Origin of the sequence: Pseudomonas azerbaijanorientalis, assembly GCF_019139795.1 — a bacterium.
Taxonomy (GTDB): domain Bacteria; phylum Pseudomonadota; class Gammaproteobacteria; order Pseudomonadales; family Pseudomonadaceae; genus Aquipseudomonas; species Aquipseudomonas laurylsulfatiphila.
In genome coordinates, this window is sequence record NZ_CP077078.1 from 5,753,166 (window position 1) to 5,766,102 (window position 12,937).

General features: G+C 55.0%; 24 protein-coding genes. All 24 read right to left on the reverse strand.

Features of this window, described 5'->3' with window-relative positions:
- Positions 1 to 4 precede the first annotated feature (4 nt).
- Positions 5 to 469, reverse strand: coding sequence for a bacterioferritin (bfr, locus tag KSS91_RS25800; protein WP_007970123.1), 465 nt, complete (start codon positions 467 to 469; stop codon positions 5 to 7).
- Positions 470 to 617: 148 nt separating this feature from the next.
- Positions 618 to 2,072, reverse strand: a complete 1,455-nt coding sequence (locus tag KSS91_RS25805) for a catalase (RefSeq protein WP_217836497.1) — start codon at positions 2,070 to 2,072, stop codon at positions 618 to 620.
- 237 nt (positions 2,073 to 2,309) lie between these two features.
- The gene (gene rplQ, locus KSS91_RS25810) at positions 2,310 to 2,696 is read right to left on the reverse strand and encodes a 50S ribosomal protein L17 (protein WP_007970429.1); all 387 of its coding nucleotides are present in this window, start codon (positions 2,694 to 2,696) and stop codon (positions 2,310 to 2,312) included.
- A gap of 42 nt (positions 2,697 to 2,738) precedes the next feature.
- On the reverse strand, positions 2,739 to 3,740 hold the full coding sequence (locus KSS91_RS25815; protein ID WP_007970428.1) for a DNA-directed RNA polymerase subunit alpha: 1,002 nt from the start codon (positions 3,738 to 3,740) through the stop codon (positions 2,739 to 2,741).
- A gap of 22 nt (positions 3,741 to 3,762) precedes the next feature.
- Positions 3,763 to 4,383: a 30S ribosomal protein S4 gene (gene rpsD / locus KSS91_RS25820; RefSeq protein WP_003176404.1), complete on the reverse strand. Its 621-nt coding sequence runs from the start codon at positions 4,381 to 4,383 to the stop codon at positions 3,763 to 3,765.
- 18 nt (positions 4,384 to 4,401) lie between these two features.
- Entirely contained in the window at positions 4,402 to 4,791 is a 390-nt protein-coding gene (gene rpsK / locus KSS91_RS25825; protein ID WP_002555466.1) for a 30S ribosomal protein S11, read from the reverse strand.
- Positions 4,792 to 4,821: 30 nt separating this feature from the next.
- Positions 4,822 to 5,178 (reverse strand): 30S ribosomal protein S13, encoded by a 357-nt coding sequence (rpsM, locus tag KSS91_RS25830; RefSeq protein ID WP_009045849.1) that lies wholly within the window; start codon positions 5,176 to 5,178, stop codon positions 4,822 to 4,824.
- 130 nt (positions 5,179 to 5,308) lie between these two features.
- A complete protein-coding gene (gene rpmJ, locus KSS91_RS25835) occupies positions 5,309 to 5,425 on the reverse strand; it encodes a 50S ribosomal protein L36 (protein ID WP_002555468.1) in 117 nt (38 codons plus the stop codon).
- Positions 5,426 to 5,449: 24 nt separating this feature from the next.
- The gene (gene secY, locus KSS91_RS25840) at positions 5,450 to 6,778 is read right to left on the reverse strand and encodes a preprotein translocase subunit SecY (protein WP_015097035.1); all 1,329 of its coding nucleotides are present in this window, start codon (positions 6,776 to 6,778) and stop codon (positions 5,450 to 5,452) included.
- Positions 6,779 to 7,216: a 50S ribosomal protein L15 gene (gene rplO, locus KSS91_RS25845; protein ID WP_003228720.1), complete on the reverse strand. Its 438-nt coding sequence runs from the start codon at positions 7,214 to 7,216 to the stop codon at positions 6,779 to 6,781. It abuts the gene before it with no gap.
- 3 nt (positions 7,217 to 7,219) lie between these two features.
- Positions 7,220 to 7,396 carry a 50S ribosomal protein L30 gene (gene rpmD, locus KSS91_RS25850; RefSeq protein ID WP_003176408.1) on the reverse strand — a complete coding sequence of 59 codons (177 nt, stop codon included), beginning with the start codon at positions 7,394 to 7,396 and terminating at the stop codon, positions 7,220 to 7,222.
- 2 nt (positions 7,397 to 7,398) lie between these two features.
- On the reverse strand, positions 7,399 to 7,899 hold the full coding sequence (gene rpsE / locus KSS91_RS25855; protein WP_003186035.1) for a 30S ribosomal protein S5: 501 nt from the start codon (positions 7,897 to 7,899) through the stop codon (positions 7,399 to 7,401).
- A 3-nt stretch (positions 7,900 to 7,902) separates the two neighbouring features.
- A complete protein-coding gene (rplR, locus tag KSS91_RS25860; RefSeq protein ID WP_003186037.1) occupies positions 7,903 to 8,253 on the reverse strand; it encodes a 50S ribosomal protein L18 in 351 nt (116 codons plus the stop codon).
- Between the two features lie 10 nt (positions 8,254 to 8,263).
- Positions 8,264 to 8,797, reverse strand: coding sequence for a 50S ribosomal protein L6 (gene rplF / locus KSS91_RS25865; protein WP_003176412.1), 534 nt, complete (start codon positions 8,795 to 8,797; stop codon positions 8,264 to 8,266).
- 12 nt (positions 8,798 to 8,809) lie between these two features.
- Complete coding sequence (gene rpsH, locus KSS91_RS25870) at positions 8,810 to 9,202, reverse strand: 30S ribosomal protein S8 (protein WP_003186040.1); 393 nt, start codon at positions 9,200 to 9,202, stop codon at positions 8,810 to 8,812.
- A gap of 209 nt (positions 9,203 to 9,411) precedes the next feature.
- Positions 9,412 to 9,717 carry a 30S ribosomal protein S14 gene (gene rpsN / locus KSS91_RS25875; protein WP_003176414.1) on the reverse strand — a complete coding sequence of 102 codons (306 nt, stop codon included), beginning with the start codon at positions 9,715 to 9,717 and terminating at the stop codon, positions 9,412 to 9,414.
- Between the two features lie 13 nt (positions 9,718 to 9,730).
- Positions 9,731 to 10,270: a 50S ribosomal protein L5 gene (gene rplE / locus KSS91_RS25880; protein ID WP_003210069.1), complete on the reverse strand. Its 540-nt coding sequence runs from the start codon at positions 10,268 to 10,270 to the stop codon at positions 9,731 to 9,733.
- Between the two features lie 20 nt (positions 10,271 to 10,290).
- Positions 10,291 to 10,605: a 50S ribosomal protein L24 gene (gene rplX, locus KSS91_RS25885; RefSeq protein ID WP_003186046.1), complete on the reverse strand. Its 315-nt coding sequence runs from the start codon at positions 10,603 to 10,605 to the stop codon at positions 10,291 to 10,293.
- Between the two features lie 11 nt (positions 10,606 to 10,616).
- Positions 10,617 to 10,985, reverse strand: a complete 369-nt coding sequence (gene rplN / locus KSS91_RS25890) for a 50S ribosomal protein L14 (protein ID WP_002555479.1) — start codon at positions 10,983 to 10,985, stop codon at positions 10,617 to 10,619.
- Positions 10,986 to 11,008: 23 nt separating this feature from the next.
- A complete protein-coding gene (rpsQ, locus tag KSS91_RS25895) occupies positions 11,009 to 11,275 on the reverse strand; it encodes a 30S ribosomal protein S17 (RefSeq protein ID WP_003176419.1) in 267 nt (88 codons plus the stop codon).
- 2 nt (positions 11,276 to 11,277) lie between these two features.
- The gene (gene rpmC / locus KSS91_RS25900) at positions 11,278 to 11,469 is read right to left on the reverse strand and encodes a 50S ribosomal protein L29 (RefSeq protein WP_002555481.1); all 192 of its coding nucleotides are present in this window, start codon (positions 11,467 to 11,469) and stop codon (positions 11,278 to 11,280) included.
- A complete protein-coding gene (gene rplP, locus KSS91_RS25905; protein ID WP_003228729.1) occupies positions 11,469 to 11,882 on the reverse strand; it encodes a 50S ribosomal protein L16 in 414 nt (137 codons plus the stop codon). Before rplP ends, rpmC begins: the two co-directional genes overlap by 1 nt.
- A gap of 12 nt (positions 11,883 to 11,894) precedes the next feature.
- Positions 11,895 to 12,581, reverse strand: a complete 687-nt coding sequence (gene rpsC, locus KSS91_RS25910; RefSeq protein WP_007970424.1) for a 30S ribosomal protein S3 — start codon at positions 12,579 to 12,581, stop codon at positions 11,895 to 11,897.
- A gap of 13 nt (positions 12,582 to 12,594) precedes the next feature.
- Positions 12,595 to 12,927, reverse strand: coding sequence for a 50S ribosomal protein L22 (gene rplV / locus KSS91_RS25915; RefSeq protein WP_003103908.1), 333 nt, complete (start codon positions 12,925 to 12,927; stop codon positions 12,595 to 12,597).
- Between the last annotated feature and the right edge of the window lie 10 nt (positions 12,928 to 12,937).

Sequence of the window (12,937 nt, forward strand, 5' to 3'; positions counted from 1 at the left end):
TGAATCAGGCGTGGGATTGCAGGTAGTTCTCAAGCCCGATCAACTTGATCAGACCCAGCTGCTTTTCGAGCCAGTAAGTGTGATCTTCTTCGGTGTCATGCAATTGAACCCGCAGCATTTCGCGGCTGACGTAGTCCTTGTGCTGCTCGCAGAGCTTGATGCCTTTGCACAGCGCAGCCCGCACCTTGTATTCCAGGCGCAAATCCGCCTCGAGCATCTCGGTCACCGTGGTGCCGACATCGAGATCGTCCGGACGCATGCGCGGAGTACCTTCGAGCATCAGGATCCGGCGCATCAGGGCATCAGCGTGCCCTGCTTCCTCTTCCATCTCGTGGTTGATTCGTTCGTAGAGCTTGGTGAAACCCCAGTCCTCATACATCCGCGAATGGACGAAATATTGATCACGCGCGGCCAGTTCGCCGGTCAGCAACGTGTTGAGGTAATCGATCACATCTGGGTGGCCTTGCATCGCCCTACATCTCCCTGCTTGAAAGTTGTAGTTTGAACCAACATGCCCTTATCGTCACTCGCAAGACGCAATAAAAGCGAAGATATTCTGAGAAAACCAGCTGAAATAACGCAAAAACCGCCCAAACAAGGGCGGTTCTGCTTCTCATTTAGACTTCGTTAAGCTGTACGTTGAGCAGTTTTGCGATTGCTTCTCCATACGCCGGGTCAGCTTTGTAGAAATGTTGCAGCTGGCGATCAACCACATCACTCGTCACCCCCGCCATCGCACCGGCGATGTTGCTGACCAGCAGTGATTTCTGCTCTTCAGACATCAAGCGGAACAACGCGCCGGCGTGACTGTAGTAATCAGTGTCTTCGCGGTGGTCGTAACGATCGGCGGCACCACTGAGGGCCAATGCCGGCTCTGCGTAACGAGGTGCCTGCTTCGGCGATTCTACGTAGCTGTTTGGCTCGTAGTTCGGCGCCGCACCGCCATTGCTGCCAAAGGCCATCGATCCATCGCGCTGATAGGTGTTGACCGGACTGCGCGGAGCGTTGACTGGCAACTGTTGGTGGTTGGTGCCGACGCGGTAGCGGTGAGCATCCGCGTAGGCGAACACGCGCCCCTGCAGCATACGATCCGGCGACAAACCAACGCCTGGAACCATGTTGCTGGGACCGAACGCCGCCTGCTCGACTTCCGCGAAGTAGTTCTGCGGATTGCGATTGAGCTCCAGCTCTCCGACTTCAATCAGTGGAAACTCTTTTTGCGACCAGGTTTTGGTGACATCAAACGGGTTCTCGTAGTGCGCTGCCGCCTGAGACTCGCTCATGATCTGAATGCACACACGCCATTTCGGGAAATCACCCTGCTCGATGGCATTGAACAAGTCGCGCTGGGCGTAATCCGGATCTGTACCCGCCAGGCGCGCAGCCTCCGCTGGAGCAAGGTTCTTGATCCCCTGCCGGGTCTTGTAGTGCCACTTCACCCAGTGGTGCTCGCCTTGAGCGTTGATGAGGCTGTACGTGTGGCTGCCAAAGCCGTGCATGTGGCGGTACCCGTCAGGGATACCCCGGTCGGAGAACAGGATGGTGACCTGGTGCAACGCCTCGGGCGAATGCGACCAGAAGTCCCACATCGCCTGGGCACTTTTCAGGTTGCTTTGCGGCAAACGCTTCTGGGTGTGGATAAAGTCCGGAAACTTCAATGGATCACGAATGAAGAACACTGGCGTGTTATTGCCGACAATGTCCCAGTTGCCTTCCTCGGTGTAGAACTTCAAGGCAAACCCGCGTGGATCACGCTCGGTATCGGCCGAACCGCGCTCACCGCCCACGGTGGAAAACCGCAGGAAAGTCGGGGTCTGCTTGCCGACTGCCTCAAACAGCTTCGCACTGGTGTATTGAGTGATATCGCGCGTCACGGTGAACGTACCGTAAGCACCCGAGCCTTTGGCGTGCACACGGCGCTCAGGGATGTTTTCACGGTTGAAATGGGCAAGCTTCTCGATCAGATGAAAGTCGTCGAGCAGCAGCGGGCCACGAGGGCCGGCGGAACGGGAATTCTGGTTATCGGCAACAGGAGCGCCACTGGCGGTGGTAAGCGTTTTGTTTTGGCTCATGCGATCTTCCTTCCTCTGTCGGTCTTGAACTGCCGGCTATCGGCTGAGAAGGAGTATTAATCATCAATATGACAGCTACAAATTAATTAACTTGCAGGCATCGATAGAGAAAAACTAATGACCATCCCCATCACATAATGACGATGTGGACGAAGGAGAGGCTTGTACAAACGGTGCGTTTCTTACAGGCACAAAAAACCGGGCACTAGGCCCGGTTCCTTGTTTCAGACTGACGTCTTACTCGGCGGATACAGCTTCGCCAGCAGTAGCACGATCAACCAACTCGACGTACGCCATAGGCGCGTTGTCGCCAGCGCGGAAACCGCACTTGAGGATGCGCAGGTAGCCACCCTCACGGGTAGCGTAACGCTTGCCCAGGTCGTTGAAGAGCTTACCAACGATAGCTTTCGAACGAGTACGGTCGAAAGCCAGACGACGGTTAGCAACGCTGTCTGTCTTGGCCAGAGTGATCAGCGGCTCGGCAACGCGGCGCAGTTCTTTGGCTTTTGGCAGAGTCGTTTTGATCAGCTCGTGCTCGAACAGCGACACCGCCATGTTTTGGAACATGGCCTTGCGGTGCGAGCTGGTGCGGCTCAGGTGACGACCACTTTTACGATGACGCATGGTTCATTCCTTACCAAACACTACGTTCGGTGATTACGACGATCAGGCAGTCGCCTTGTCGTCCTTCTTAAGACTTGCAGGCGGCCAGTTGTCGAGGCGCATGCCGAGGGACAGACCGCGGGAGGCCAGAACGTCCTTGATTTCAGTCAAGGATTTCTTGCCCAGGTTCGGAGTCTTCAACAGTTCCACTTCGGTACGCTGAATCAGGTCACCGATGTAGTAAATGTTTTCCGCCTTAAGGCAGTTAGCCGAACGTACAGTCAGTTCCAGATCGTCAACCGGGCGAAGCAGGATCGGATCGATCTCGTCTTCCTGCTCGACAACCACTGGCTCACTGTCACCTTTGAGGTCGACGAACGCAGCCAACTGCTGTTGCAGGATGGTTGCAGCGCGGCGAATAGCCTCTTCAGGATCCAGAGTACCGTTGGTTTCCAGATCAATAACCAGCTTGTCCAGGTTAGTACGCTGCTCGACACGGGCGTTTTCCACCACGTATGCGATACGGCGAACCGGGCTGAACGAAGAGTCAAGCTGCAAGCGACCGATGCTGCGGCTTTCGTCTTCATCGCTCTGACGCGAGTCTGCCGGTTCATAACCACGACCACGAGCTACTACGAGCTTCATGTTCAGGGCGCCGTTAGACGCCAGGTTAGCGATTACGTGATCGGGATTAACGATCTCGACATCATGATCCAGCTGAATATCGGCAGCGGTAACCACCCCCGAACCCTTCTTCGACAAGGTCAGCGTAACTTCGTCACGACCGTGCAGCTTGATAGCCAGACCTTTAAGGTTCAACAGGATTTCAATGACGTCTTCCTGTACACCTTCGATGGCGCTGTACTCGTGGAGCACACCGTCAATCTCGGCCTCGACTACTGCACAGCCGGGCATTGAGGACAACAGGATGCGGCGCAGCGCGTTGCCCAGGGTATGGCCGAAACCACGCTCGAGAGGCTCGAGAGTGATCTTGGCGCGGGTTGGACTGACAACCTGCACATCAATGTGGCGGGGTGTCAGGAACTCATTTACCGAAATCTGCATGGATGCACCTATTTTCTAGCCCTTACTTGGAGTAGAGCTCGACAATCAGGCTTTCGTTGATGTCGGCGGACAGATCACTGCGAGCTGGAACGTTCTTGAAAACGCCCGACTTCTTCTCAGTGTCTACTTCTACCCATTCTACGCGGCCACGTTGGGCACACAGATCGAGAGCTTGGACAATGCGAAGTTGATTTTTTGCTTTCTCGCGAACAGCAACCACGTCACCAGCACGAACCTGGTAGGACGGTACGTTAACGGTCTGACCGTTTACGCTGATCGACTTGTGCGATACCAGCTGACGGGATTCGGCACGAGTCGAACCAAAGCCCATACGGTATACAACGTTGTCCAGACGGCATTCGAGCAGTTGCAGCAGGTTCTCACCGGTTGCACCTTTCTTGCCAGCAGCTTCTTTGTAGTAGCCGCTGAATTGACGCTCGAGAACGCCGTAGATACGACGGACCTTCTGCTTTTCACGCAGTTGGGTGCCGTAGTCGGACTGGCGACCGCGGCGTTGGCCGTGGATACCAGGTGCTGCTTCAATGTTGCACTTCGATTCGATCGCGCGCACGCCGCTCTTCAGGAAGAGATCGGTGCCTTCGCGACGAGCGAGTTTGCATTTTGGACCAATGTAACGAGCCATTCTTTACAATCTCCTGGATTACACGCGGCGCTTCTTCGGCGGACGGCACCCGTTGTGCGGGATTGGCGTCACGTCGGTGATGCTGGCGATCTTGTAGCCACAGCCGTTCAAAGCGCGGACTGCGGATTCACGACCCGGACCTGGACCTTTGACGTTGACGTCGAGGTTTTTCAGGCCGTATTCCAGCGCAGCTTGACCAGCACGTTCAGCAGCTACCTGAGCAGCAAACGGGGTGGACTTGCGGGAACCGCGGAAACCCGAACCACCGGAGGTAGCCCAGGAAAGAGCGTTACCTTGACGGTCGGTGATGGTCACGATGGTGTTGTTAAAAGATGCATGGATGTGGGCGATGCCATCAACCACTGTCTTTTTAACTTTTTTACGAGGACGAGCAGCAGGTTTTGCCATGATTAAATTCCTGTCGATTCGCTGGGGCGATTACTTGCGGATCGGCTTACGCGGACCTTTACGGGTACGCGCGTTGGTCTTGGTACGCTGACCGCGCACTGGAAGACCGCGACGATGACGCAGACCGCGATAGCAACCGAGGTCCATCAAGCGCTTGATTTTCATGTTGATTTCGCGACGCAGGTCACCTTCAGTGGTGAACTTCGCCACTTCGCCACGCAGCTGTTCAATCTGCTCGTCGCTCAGATCTTTGATCTTTGCTGCTGGGTTTACCCCAGTCTCTGCACAAATTTTCTGTGCAGTAGTGCGACCAACACCATAGATGTAGGTCAGCGAGATAACAGTATGCTTGTTATCTGGAATGTTAACGCCTGCAATACGGGCCATTCAGTGGGACTCCAATTGACAGCTACCTACGCCCCGGAAGCCAAGAAATAGGGCGCGAGATAATATCGCTGTAATAACAAATAATCAACCCGGCAGCGCACTAGCTGCCGGGCTTGAAGCACAATCACACTCAGCCTTGGCGCTGTTTGTGACGCGGTTCCGCGCTGCAAATTACTCGAACAACACCTTCGCGGCGAATAATCTTGCAGTTACGGCACAGCTTTTTCACCGATGCACGAACTTTCATCACCAACTCCTCGAACCTTATGGGTCAGCGCAGCATGCCGCTGCCGTAACCCTTCAGGTTGGCTTTCTTCATCAGGGATTCGTACTGGTGCGAAACGAGGTGCGATTGTACTTGGGACATGAAGTCCATCACAACCACGACGACGATCAGCAACGAGGTCCCGCCAAGGTAGAACGGTACGTTCGCTGCAACCACCAGGAACTGGGGCAACAGGCAGACGGCCGTCATGTAAAGAGCACCGAACATGGTCAAGCGAGTCAGAACGCCATCAATGTAGCGCGCAGACTGCTCACCTGGACGGATACCCGGAATAAAGGCACCGGACTTCTTCAGGTTTTCCGCTACGTCTTTCGGATTGAACATCAACGCCGTATAGAAGAAGCAGAAGAAAATAATCCCTGCACTAAACAGCAGAATATTCAACGGCTGACCAGGAGCGATCGACTGCGAGATGTCCTGCAACCAGCCCATACCTTCAGACTGACCGAACCAGGCACCCAACGAAGCCGGGAACAGCAAAATGCTGCTCGCGAAAATAGCCGGAATAACACCGGCCATGTTCACCTTCAGCGGCAAGTGGCTGGTCTGCGCAGCGAAGACCTTGCGGCCCTGCTGACGCTTGGCGTAGTGAACAGCAATACGACGCTGACCACGCTCAATGAACACCACGAAACCGATAATCGCTACTGCCAGCAAACCGATGGCAACCAGGGCGAAGATGTTGATATCACCCTGACGCGCAGACTCGAAAGACTGCCCGATCGCTCTCGGAAGACCGGCGACGATACCTGCGAAGATCAACATCGAGATACCGTTGCCTACACCACGCTCAGTGATCTGCTCACCCAGCCACATCATGAACATCGCGCCTGCCACAAATGTGGTTACCGCAACGAAATGAAAGCTGAAGTCAGCAGTGAACGAAACGCCCTGCCCCGCCAGACCAATGGACATGCCAATGGCCTGGACGAGAGCGAGGACGACAGTGCCGTAGCGGGTGTACTGGCTTATCTTGCGACGGCCAGCTTCACCTTCCTTCTTCAACTGCTCCAGTTGCGGACTGACGGCGGTCATCAGTTGCATGATGATCGATGCCGAGATGTACGGCATGATCCCCAGTGCAAAGATGCTCATCCGTTCCAGCGCGCCGCCGGAAAACATGTTGAACAAGCTAAGAATGGTCCCCTCATTCTGTCGAAACAGGTCCGCGAGTCGGTCCGGGTTGATACCTGGAACCGGGATGTGTGCGCCTATTCGGTAGACGATAATCGCCAGGAACAGAAAACGCAGACGAGCCCAGAGTTCAGACATACCGCCTTTGCCGAGCGCAGAGAGAGCACCTTGCTTAGCCATTTATTCCTCGAACTTGCCGCCAGCTGCTTCGATAGCCGCACGCGCACCTTTGGTGGCGCCGATTCCCTTGCCGATAGTGACAGCGCGAGTCACTTCACCGGACAGCATGATTTTCACACGCTGTACGTTGACGTTGATCACGTTGGCATCTTTCAGGGACTGCACGGTGACGATGTCGCCTTCCACTTTAGCCAGCTCGGACAGACGCACTTCTGCGCGATCCATGGCTTTCAGGGAAACGAAACCGAACTTCGGCAGGCGACGATGCAGCGGCTGTTGACCGCCTTCAAAGCCTGGAGCAATGGTGCCACCGGAGCGAGAGGTCTGACCTTTGTGACCACGGCCACCAGTCTTACCCAAACCGCTACCGATACCACGGCCCGGACGATGCTTTTCGCGACGGGAACCCGGCGCTGGACTCAGATCATTGAGTTTCATCGATTAACCCTCGACACGCAGCATGTAGTAAGCCTTGTTGATCATCCCGCGATTCTCGGGAGTATCCTGGACTTCTACAGTGTGACCGATGCGACGCAGACCCAGACCCTTAACGCACAGTTTGTGGTTAGGGATGCGGCCGGTCATGCTTTTGATCAGCGTAACTTTAACGGTAGCCATGATCAGAAGATCTCCTTGACGCTTTTGCCACGCTTGGCGGCAATGGATTCAGGAGACTGCATTGCTTTCAAACCCTTGAAAGTGGCGTGAACCACGTTTACCGGGTTAGTCGAGCCGTAGCACTTGGCCAGAACGTTCTGAACGCCAGCAACTTCGAGGACAGCACGCATAGCGCCGCCAGCGATGATACCGGTACCTTCAGAAGCAGGCTGCATGTACACCTTCGAAGCGCCGTGAGCGGACTTCATTGCGTACTGCAGGGTGGTGCCGTTCAGATCAACCTGGATCATGTTGCGGCGAGCAGCTTCCATTGCCTTCTGGATCGCAGCAGGCACTTCACGCGACTTGCCACGGCCGAAGCCAACACGGCCCTTACCATCACCAACCACGGTCAACGCAGTGAAAGTGAAGATACGGCCGCCTTTAACGGTTTTGGCTACGCGGTTAACTTGAACCAGCTTCTCGATGTAGCCTTCGTCGCGCTTTTGGTCGTTATTTGACATAACTTAGAACTCCAGCCCAGCTTCACGAGCAGCATCAGCCAGCGCTTTAACGCGGCCGTGGTACTTGAAGCCAGAGCGGTCGAAAGCCACCTGCGAGACGCCAGCGGCCTTAGCACGCGTAGCGACCAGCTGGCCAACCTTAGTGGCCGCGTCGATGTTGCCGGTGGCACCATCACGCAGTTCTTTATCCAAAGTCGAGGCGCTTGCCAGGACTTTGTTGCCGTCGGCCGAAATGACCTGGGCGTAGATGTGCTGCGAAGAGCGGAACACGCAGAGACGCACGACTTCGAGTTCGTGCATTTTCAGGCGTGCTTTGCGAGCGCGACGCAGTCGAGTAACTTTTTTGTCGGTCATTTGCTATGCCCTACTTCTTCTTGGCTTCTTTACGACGGACGACTTCGTCCGCGTAGCGCACACCTTTGCCTTTGTACGGCTCTGGTGGACGGAAGTCGCGGATCTCGGCGGCCACTTGACCTACCAGCTGCTTGTCGATGCCCTTGATCAGGATATCGGTCTGGCTAGGAGTCTCAGCGGTGATGCCTTCCGGCAGTTCGTAATCCACTGGGTGCGAGAAGCCAAGAGCCAGGTTCAGCACTGTGCCTTTTGCTTGCGCTTTGTAACCAACACCGACCAGCTGGAGCTTGCGCTCGAAGCCTTGGCTTACGCCTTGGACCATGTTGTTTACCAACGCACGAGTGGTACCAGCCATTGCGCGAGTCTGTTGATCGCCATTGCGAGCAGCGAAACGCAGCTCACCAGCTTCTTCAACGATCTCAACGGACGAATGGATGTTCAGTTCGAGAGTGCCCTTGGCACCCTTCACCGAAAGCTGTTGGCCTGCGAATTTTACTTCGACACCGGCTGGCAGCTTAACGGGGTTCTTAGCGACGCGAGACATGCTTATCCCCCCTTAGAACACAGTGCAAAGAACTTCGCCGCCGACACCGGCAGCGCGCGCAGCACGATCAGTCATCACACCCTTGTTGGTGGAGACGATAGACACACCGAGACCGCCACGAACTTTTGGCAGATCATCGACGGACTTGTACTGACGCAGGCCTGGACGGCTAACGCGCTTCACTTCTTCGATAACCGGACGGCCTTCGAAGTACTTCAGCTCGATGGACAGCAGTGGTTTGATTTCGCTGCTGATCTGATAACCCGCAATGTAACCTTCGTCCTTCAGGACTTTGGCAACAGCTACCTTCAACGTGGAAGATGGCATGCTTACGACGGACTTTTCAGCCATCTGGGCATTACGGATACGAGTTAGCATGTCCGCTAACGGGTCCTGCATACTCATGGGCTAGACGCTCCTAATACAAAAAAATTAGCCTTGCGGCTATTACGTGTCGCCGAGAATCTCCGGGCATGAAAAACACGGGCTCAGGCGAGCCGGGTATTCTAGACACACCCCAGAAATGAATCAAGCCCCAAAAGGGGCTTGATCCAGATTCAAGGCCACCGGTGGTCAGGATCTTGCGATCCTGGACACCGAGACTTTGACAGTACTTACCAGCTGGCTTTAACCAGACCCGGTACGTCACCACGCATGGCAGCTTCACGCAGCTTGTTACGGCCGAGGCCGAACTTGCGGTAAACGCCGTGTGGACGACCGGTCAGGCGGCAGCGGTTACGCATGCGCGAAGCGCTTGCGTCACGTGGCTGCTTCTGCAGGGCTACTGTAGCTTCCCAACGCGCTTCTGGACTTGCGTTCAGATCAACGATGATAGCTTTCAGTGCTGCACGCTTCTTGGCGTACTTGGCAACCGTGAGCTGACGCTTCAGCTCGCGGTTTTTCATGCTCATCTTGGCCATGGTCCTACTCCAATCAGTTGCGGAACGGGAATTTGAACGCACGCAGCAGAGCGCGGCCTTCATCATCGTTCTTGGCAGTGGTGGTCAGGGTGATGTCCAGACCGCGGAGAGCATCGATCTTGTCGTAGTCGATTTCCGGGAAGATGATCTGCTCTTTCACGCCCATGCTGTAGTTGCCACGACCATCGAAGGACTTGGCATTCAGGCCGCGGAAGTCGCGAACCCGAGGCAGGGAGATCGACAGTAGACGATCCAGGAACTCGTACATACGCTCACGGCGCAGGGTCACTTTGACGCCGATCGGCCAACCTTCACGGACTTTAAAGCCAGCGATGGATTTGCGAGCGTAGGTCACAACGACTTTCTGGCCGGTGATCTTTTCCAGGTCAGCAACAGCGTGTTCGATGACTTTTTTGTCGCCGATCGCTTCGCCCAGACCCATGTTCAGGGTGATTTTGGTAACGCGCGGAACTTCCATCACGTTCGAAAGCTTAAGTTCTTCCTTAAGTTTCGGAGCGATTTCCTTCCGGTAAATCTCTTTTAGTCGTGCCATGGTCTTCTACCTAGCAGTGTTCAAGCATCAACCGCTTTTTGGGTCGACTTGAAGACACGAATTTTCTTACCGTCTTCTACTTTGAAACCAACGCGGTCAGCCTTGTTGGTTTCGCCGTTGAAGATGGCGACGTTGGAAGCGTGCAGTGGCGCTTCTTTCTCGACGATACCGCCCTGTACGCCCGACATCGGGTTAGGCTTGGTATGACGCTTGACCAGGTTCAGACCACCAACAACCAGACGGTTGTCAGCAAGAACCTTCAGCACCTTACCGCGCTTACCTTTGTCTTTGCCGGCGATCACGATGATCTCGTCGTCACGACGAATCTTTTGCATGTCGGATCTCCTTACAGCACTTCTGGGGCGAGCGAGACGATCTTCATGAACTTCTCAGTACGAAGTTCACGGGTCACTGGCCCAAAGATACGGGTGCCGATCGGCTCTTGCTTGTTGTTCAACAGAACAGCAGCGTTGCCATCAAAGCGGATAATGGAGCCATCAGCACGACGTACGCCGTGACGAGTGCGGACTACAACAGCAGTCATCACTTGGCCTTTTTTCACTTTACCGCGAGGAATTGCTTCCTTGACGGTAACTTTGATGATGTCACCGATACCAGCGTAACGACGATGGGAGCCACCCAGCACCTTGATGCACATAACGCGGCGAGCGCCGCTGTTATCGGCCACATCGAGCATGGATTGAGTCTGAATCATATAATTTCTCCGACCCCTAGTCCTTAGACTTCCACAGCGCGTTCGAGAACATCAACCAGCGCCCAAGACTTGGTCTTGGCCAAAGGACGAGTTTCACGAATAGTGACTTTGTCGCCGATGTGGCACTGATTGGTTTCGTCGTGCGCGTGCAGCTTAGTCGAACGCTTAACGTATTTACCGTAGATCGGGTGCTTAACGCGACGCTCGATCAGAACGGTGATGGTTTTGTCCATCTTGTCGCTGACAACACGGCCAGTCAGCGTACGGACAGTTTTTTCGGCTTCAGCCATGATTACTTACCTGCCTGCTGGTTGAGCACAGTCTTCACGCGAGCGATGTCACGCTTAACTTGCGAGAGCAGATGAGACTGCCCCAACTGGCCAGTTGCTTTCTGCATACGCAGATTGAACTGGTCGCGCAGCAGGCCGAGCAGTTGCTCGTTCAGCTGCTGTGCGGATTTTTCACGAAGTTCATTCGCTTTCATCACATCACCGTCCGTTTAACAAAGGAGGTGGCGAGCGGCAGCTTTGCAGCAGCCAGGGCGAAAGCCTCACGCGCCAGCTCTTCAGAAACACCCTCGATTTCATACAGGACTTTGCCTGGCTGAATCTGGGCAACCCAGTATTCCACGTTACCCTTACCTTTACCCATCCGAACCTCGAGAGGTTTTTTGGAGATCGGCTTGTCCGGGAATACACGGATCCAGATCTTGCCGCCACGTTTTACGTGACGGGTCAGAGCACGACGCGCTGACTCGATCTGACGAGCGGTGAGACGACCACGAGCAACAGACTTCAGCGCGAACTCGCCGAAGCTGACTTTGCTACCGCGCAATGCCAGGCCACGGTTGTGACCAGTCATTTGCTTGCGGAACTTCGTACGCTTTGGTTGCAACATTTGGCGTACCCCTTACTTAGCAGCTTTTTTACGAGGCGCTGGTGCTTGTGGTTTCAGTTCTTCTTGGCGACCACCAATTACTTCGCCTTTGAAGATCCAAACCTTTACACCGATCACACCGTAAGTGGTGTGAGCTTCGTAGTTGGCATAGTCGATGTCGGCACGCAGGGTGTGCAATGGCACACGACCTTCGCGATACCATTCAGTACGTGCGATTTCAGCACCGCCGAGACGACCGCTCACTTGGATTTTGATGCCTTTGGCACCAATGCGCATGGCGTTCTGTACGGCGCGCTTCATAGCACGACGGAACATTACGCGACGCTCCAGCTGCTGAGCTACGCTCTGCGCAACCAGCATACCGTCGAGCTCCGGCTTGCGGATCTCTTCGATATTGATGTGCACAGGCACACCCATTTGCTTGGTCAGGTCCTGACGCAGTTTCTCAACATCTTCACCTTTCTTCCCGATAACGATACCTGGACGAGCGGTGTGGATGGTGATGCGTGCAGTTTGGGCCGGACGATGGATATCGATACGGCTTACGGACGCGCTTTTTAGTTTGTCTTGGAGGTACTCACGCACATTCAGATCTGCGAGCAAATAGTCCGCATAAGTCCGACCGTCTGCGTACCAGACGGAGGTGTGCTCCTTGACGATTCCCAGGCGAATGCCAATGGGATGTACTTTCTGACCCATCTCTTCGACTCCGTTACTTGTCAGCAACCTTGACAGTGATATGGCAAGACCGCTTGACGATGCGATCAGCACGGCCTTTGGCACGTGGCATGATGCGCTTCAGCGAACGCCCTTCGTTGACGAAAACGGTGCTGACCTTCAGGTCATCAACGTCTGCGCCTTCGTTATGCTCGGCGTTGGCTACGGCCGACTCCAGCACTTTCTTCATGATCTCGGCGGCTTTCTTACTGCTGAAAGCCAACAGGTTGAGCGCTTCGCCCACCTTCTTCCCGCGGATCTGGTCGGCGACCAAGCGGGCTTTCTGGGCGGAGATTCGAGCGCCCGACAACTTAGCGGCTACTTCCATTTCCTAACCC

What these genes read in the sequence shown, in the direction of transcription:
- rpsE (WP_003186035.1), bottom strand. Translation starts at nt 7,899, where the DNA reads ATGTCAAATAACGACCAAAAGCGCGACGAAGGCTACATCGAGAAGCTG.
- rpmD (WP_003176408.1), bottom strand. Translation starts at nt 7,396, where the DNA reads ATGGCTACCGTTAAAGTTACGCTGATCAAAAGCATGACCGGCCGCATC.
- rplX (WP_003186046.1), bottom strand. Translation starts at nt 10,605, where the DNA reads ATGCAAAAGATTCGTCGTGACGACGAGATCATCGTGATCGCCGGCAAA.
- rpsQ (WP_003176419.1), bottom strand. Translation starts at nt 11,275, where the DNA reads ATGGCTGAAGCCGAAAAAACTGTCCGTACGCTGACTGGCCGTGTTGTC.
- rpmJ (WP_002555468.1), bottom strand. Translation starts at nt 5,425, where the DNA reads ATGAAAGTTCGTGCATCGGTGAAAAAGCTGTGCCGTAACTGCAAGATT.
- rplN (WP_002555479.1), bottom strand. Translation starts at nt 10,985, where the DNA reads ATGATTCAGACTCAATCCATGCTCGATGTGGCCGATAACAGCGGCGCT.
- secY (WP_015097035.1), bottom strand. Translation starts at nt 6,778, where the DNA reads ATGGCTAAGCAAGGTGCTCTCTCTGCGCTCGGCAAAGGCGGTATGTCT.
- rpsN (WP_003176414.1), bottom strand. Translation starts at nt 9,717, where the DNA reads ATGGCCAAGATGAGCATGAAAAACCGCGAGCTGAAGCGTCAGCTCACG.
- rplP (WP_003228729.1), bottom strand. Translation starts at nt 11,882, where the DNA reads ATGTTGCAACCAAAGCGTACGAAGTTCCGCAAGCAAATGACTGGTCAC.
- rpmC (WP_002555481.1), bottom strand. Translation starts at nt 11,469, where the DNA reads ATGAAAGCGAATGAACTTCGTGAAAAATCCGCACAGCAGCTGAACGAG.
- rplF (WP_003176412.1), bottom strand. Translation starts at nt 8,797, where the DNA reads ATGTCTCGCGTCGCTAAGAACCCCGTTAAGCTGCCAGCCGGTGTCGAA.
- rpsK (WP_002555466.1), bottom strand. Translation starts at nt 4,791, where the DNA reads ATGGCAAAACCTGCTGCTCGTCCTCGTAAAAAAGTTAAAAAGACAGTG.
- KSS91_RS25815 (WP_007970428.1), bottom strand. Translation starts at nt 3,740, where the DNA reads ATGCAGATTTCGGTAAATGAGTTCCTGACACCCCGCCACATTGATGTG.
- rpsH (WP_003186040.1), bottom strand. Translation starts at nt 9,202, where the DNA reads ATGAGTATGCAGGACCCGTTAGCGGACATGCTAACTCGTATCCGTAAT.
- KSS91_RS25805 (WP_217836497.1), bottom strand. Translation starts at nt 2,072, where the DNA reads ATGAGCCAAAACAAAACGCTTACCACCGCCAGTGGCGCTCCTGTTGCC.
- rpsD (WP_003176404.1), bottom strand. Translation starts at nt 4,383, where the DNA reads ATGGCTCGTTACATTGGTCCAAAATGCAAACTCGCTCGTCGCGAAGGC.
- rplR (WP_003186037.1), bottom strand. Translation starts at nt 8,253, where the DNA reads ATGACCGACAAAAAAGTTACTCGACTGCGTCGCGCTCGCAAAGCACGC.
- rplE (WP_003210069.1), bottom strand. Translation starts at nt 10,270, where the DNA reads ATGGCACGACTAAAAGAGATTTACCGGAAGGAAATCGCTCCGAAACTT.
- rplO (WP_003228720.1), bottom strand. Translation starts at nt 7,216, where the DNA reads ATGAAACTCAATGATCTGAGTCCAGCGCCGGGTTCCCGTCGCGAAAAG.
- rplV (WP_003103908.1), bottom strand. Translation starts at nt 12,927, where the DNA reads ATGGAAGTAGCCGCTAAGTTGTCGGGCGCTCGAATCTCCGCCCAGAAA.
- rplQ (WP_007970429.1), bottom strand. Translation starts at nt 2,696, where the DNA reads ATGCGTCATCGTAAAAGTGGTCGTCACCTGAGCCGCACCAGCTCGCAC.
- rpsM (WP_009045849.1), bottom strand. Translation starts at nt 5,178, where the DNA reads ATGGCCCGTATTGCAGGCGTTAACATTCCAGATAACAAGCATACTGTT.
- rpsC (WP_007970424.1), bottom strand. Translation starts at nt 12,581, where the DNA reads ATGGGTCAGAAAGTACATCCCATTGGCATTCGCCTGGGAATCGTCAAG.
- bfr (WP_007970123.1), bottom strand. Translation starts at nt 469, where the DNA reads ATGCAAGGCCACCCAGATGTGATCGATTACCTCAACACGTTGCTGACC.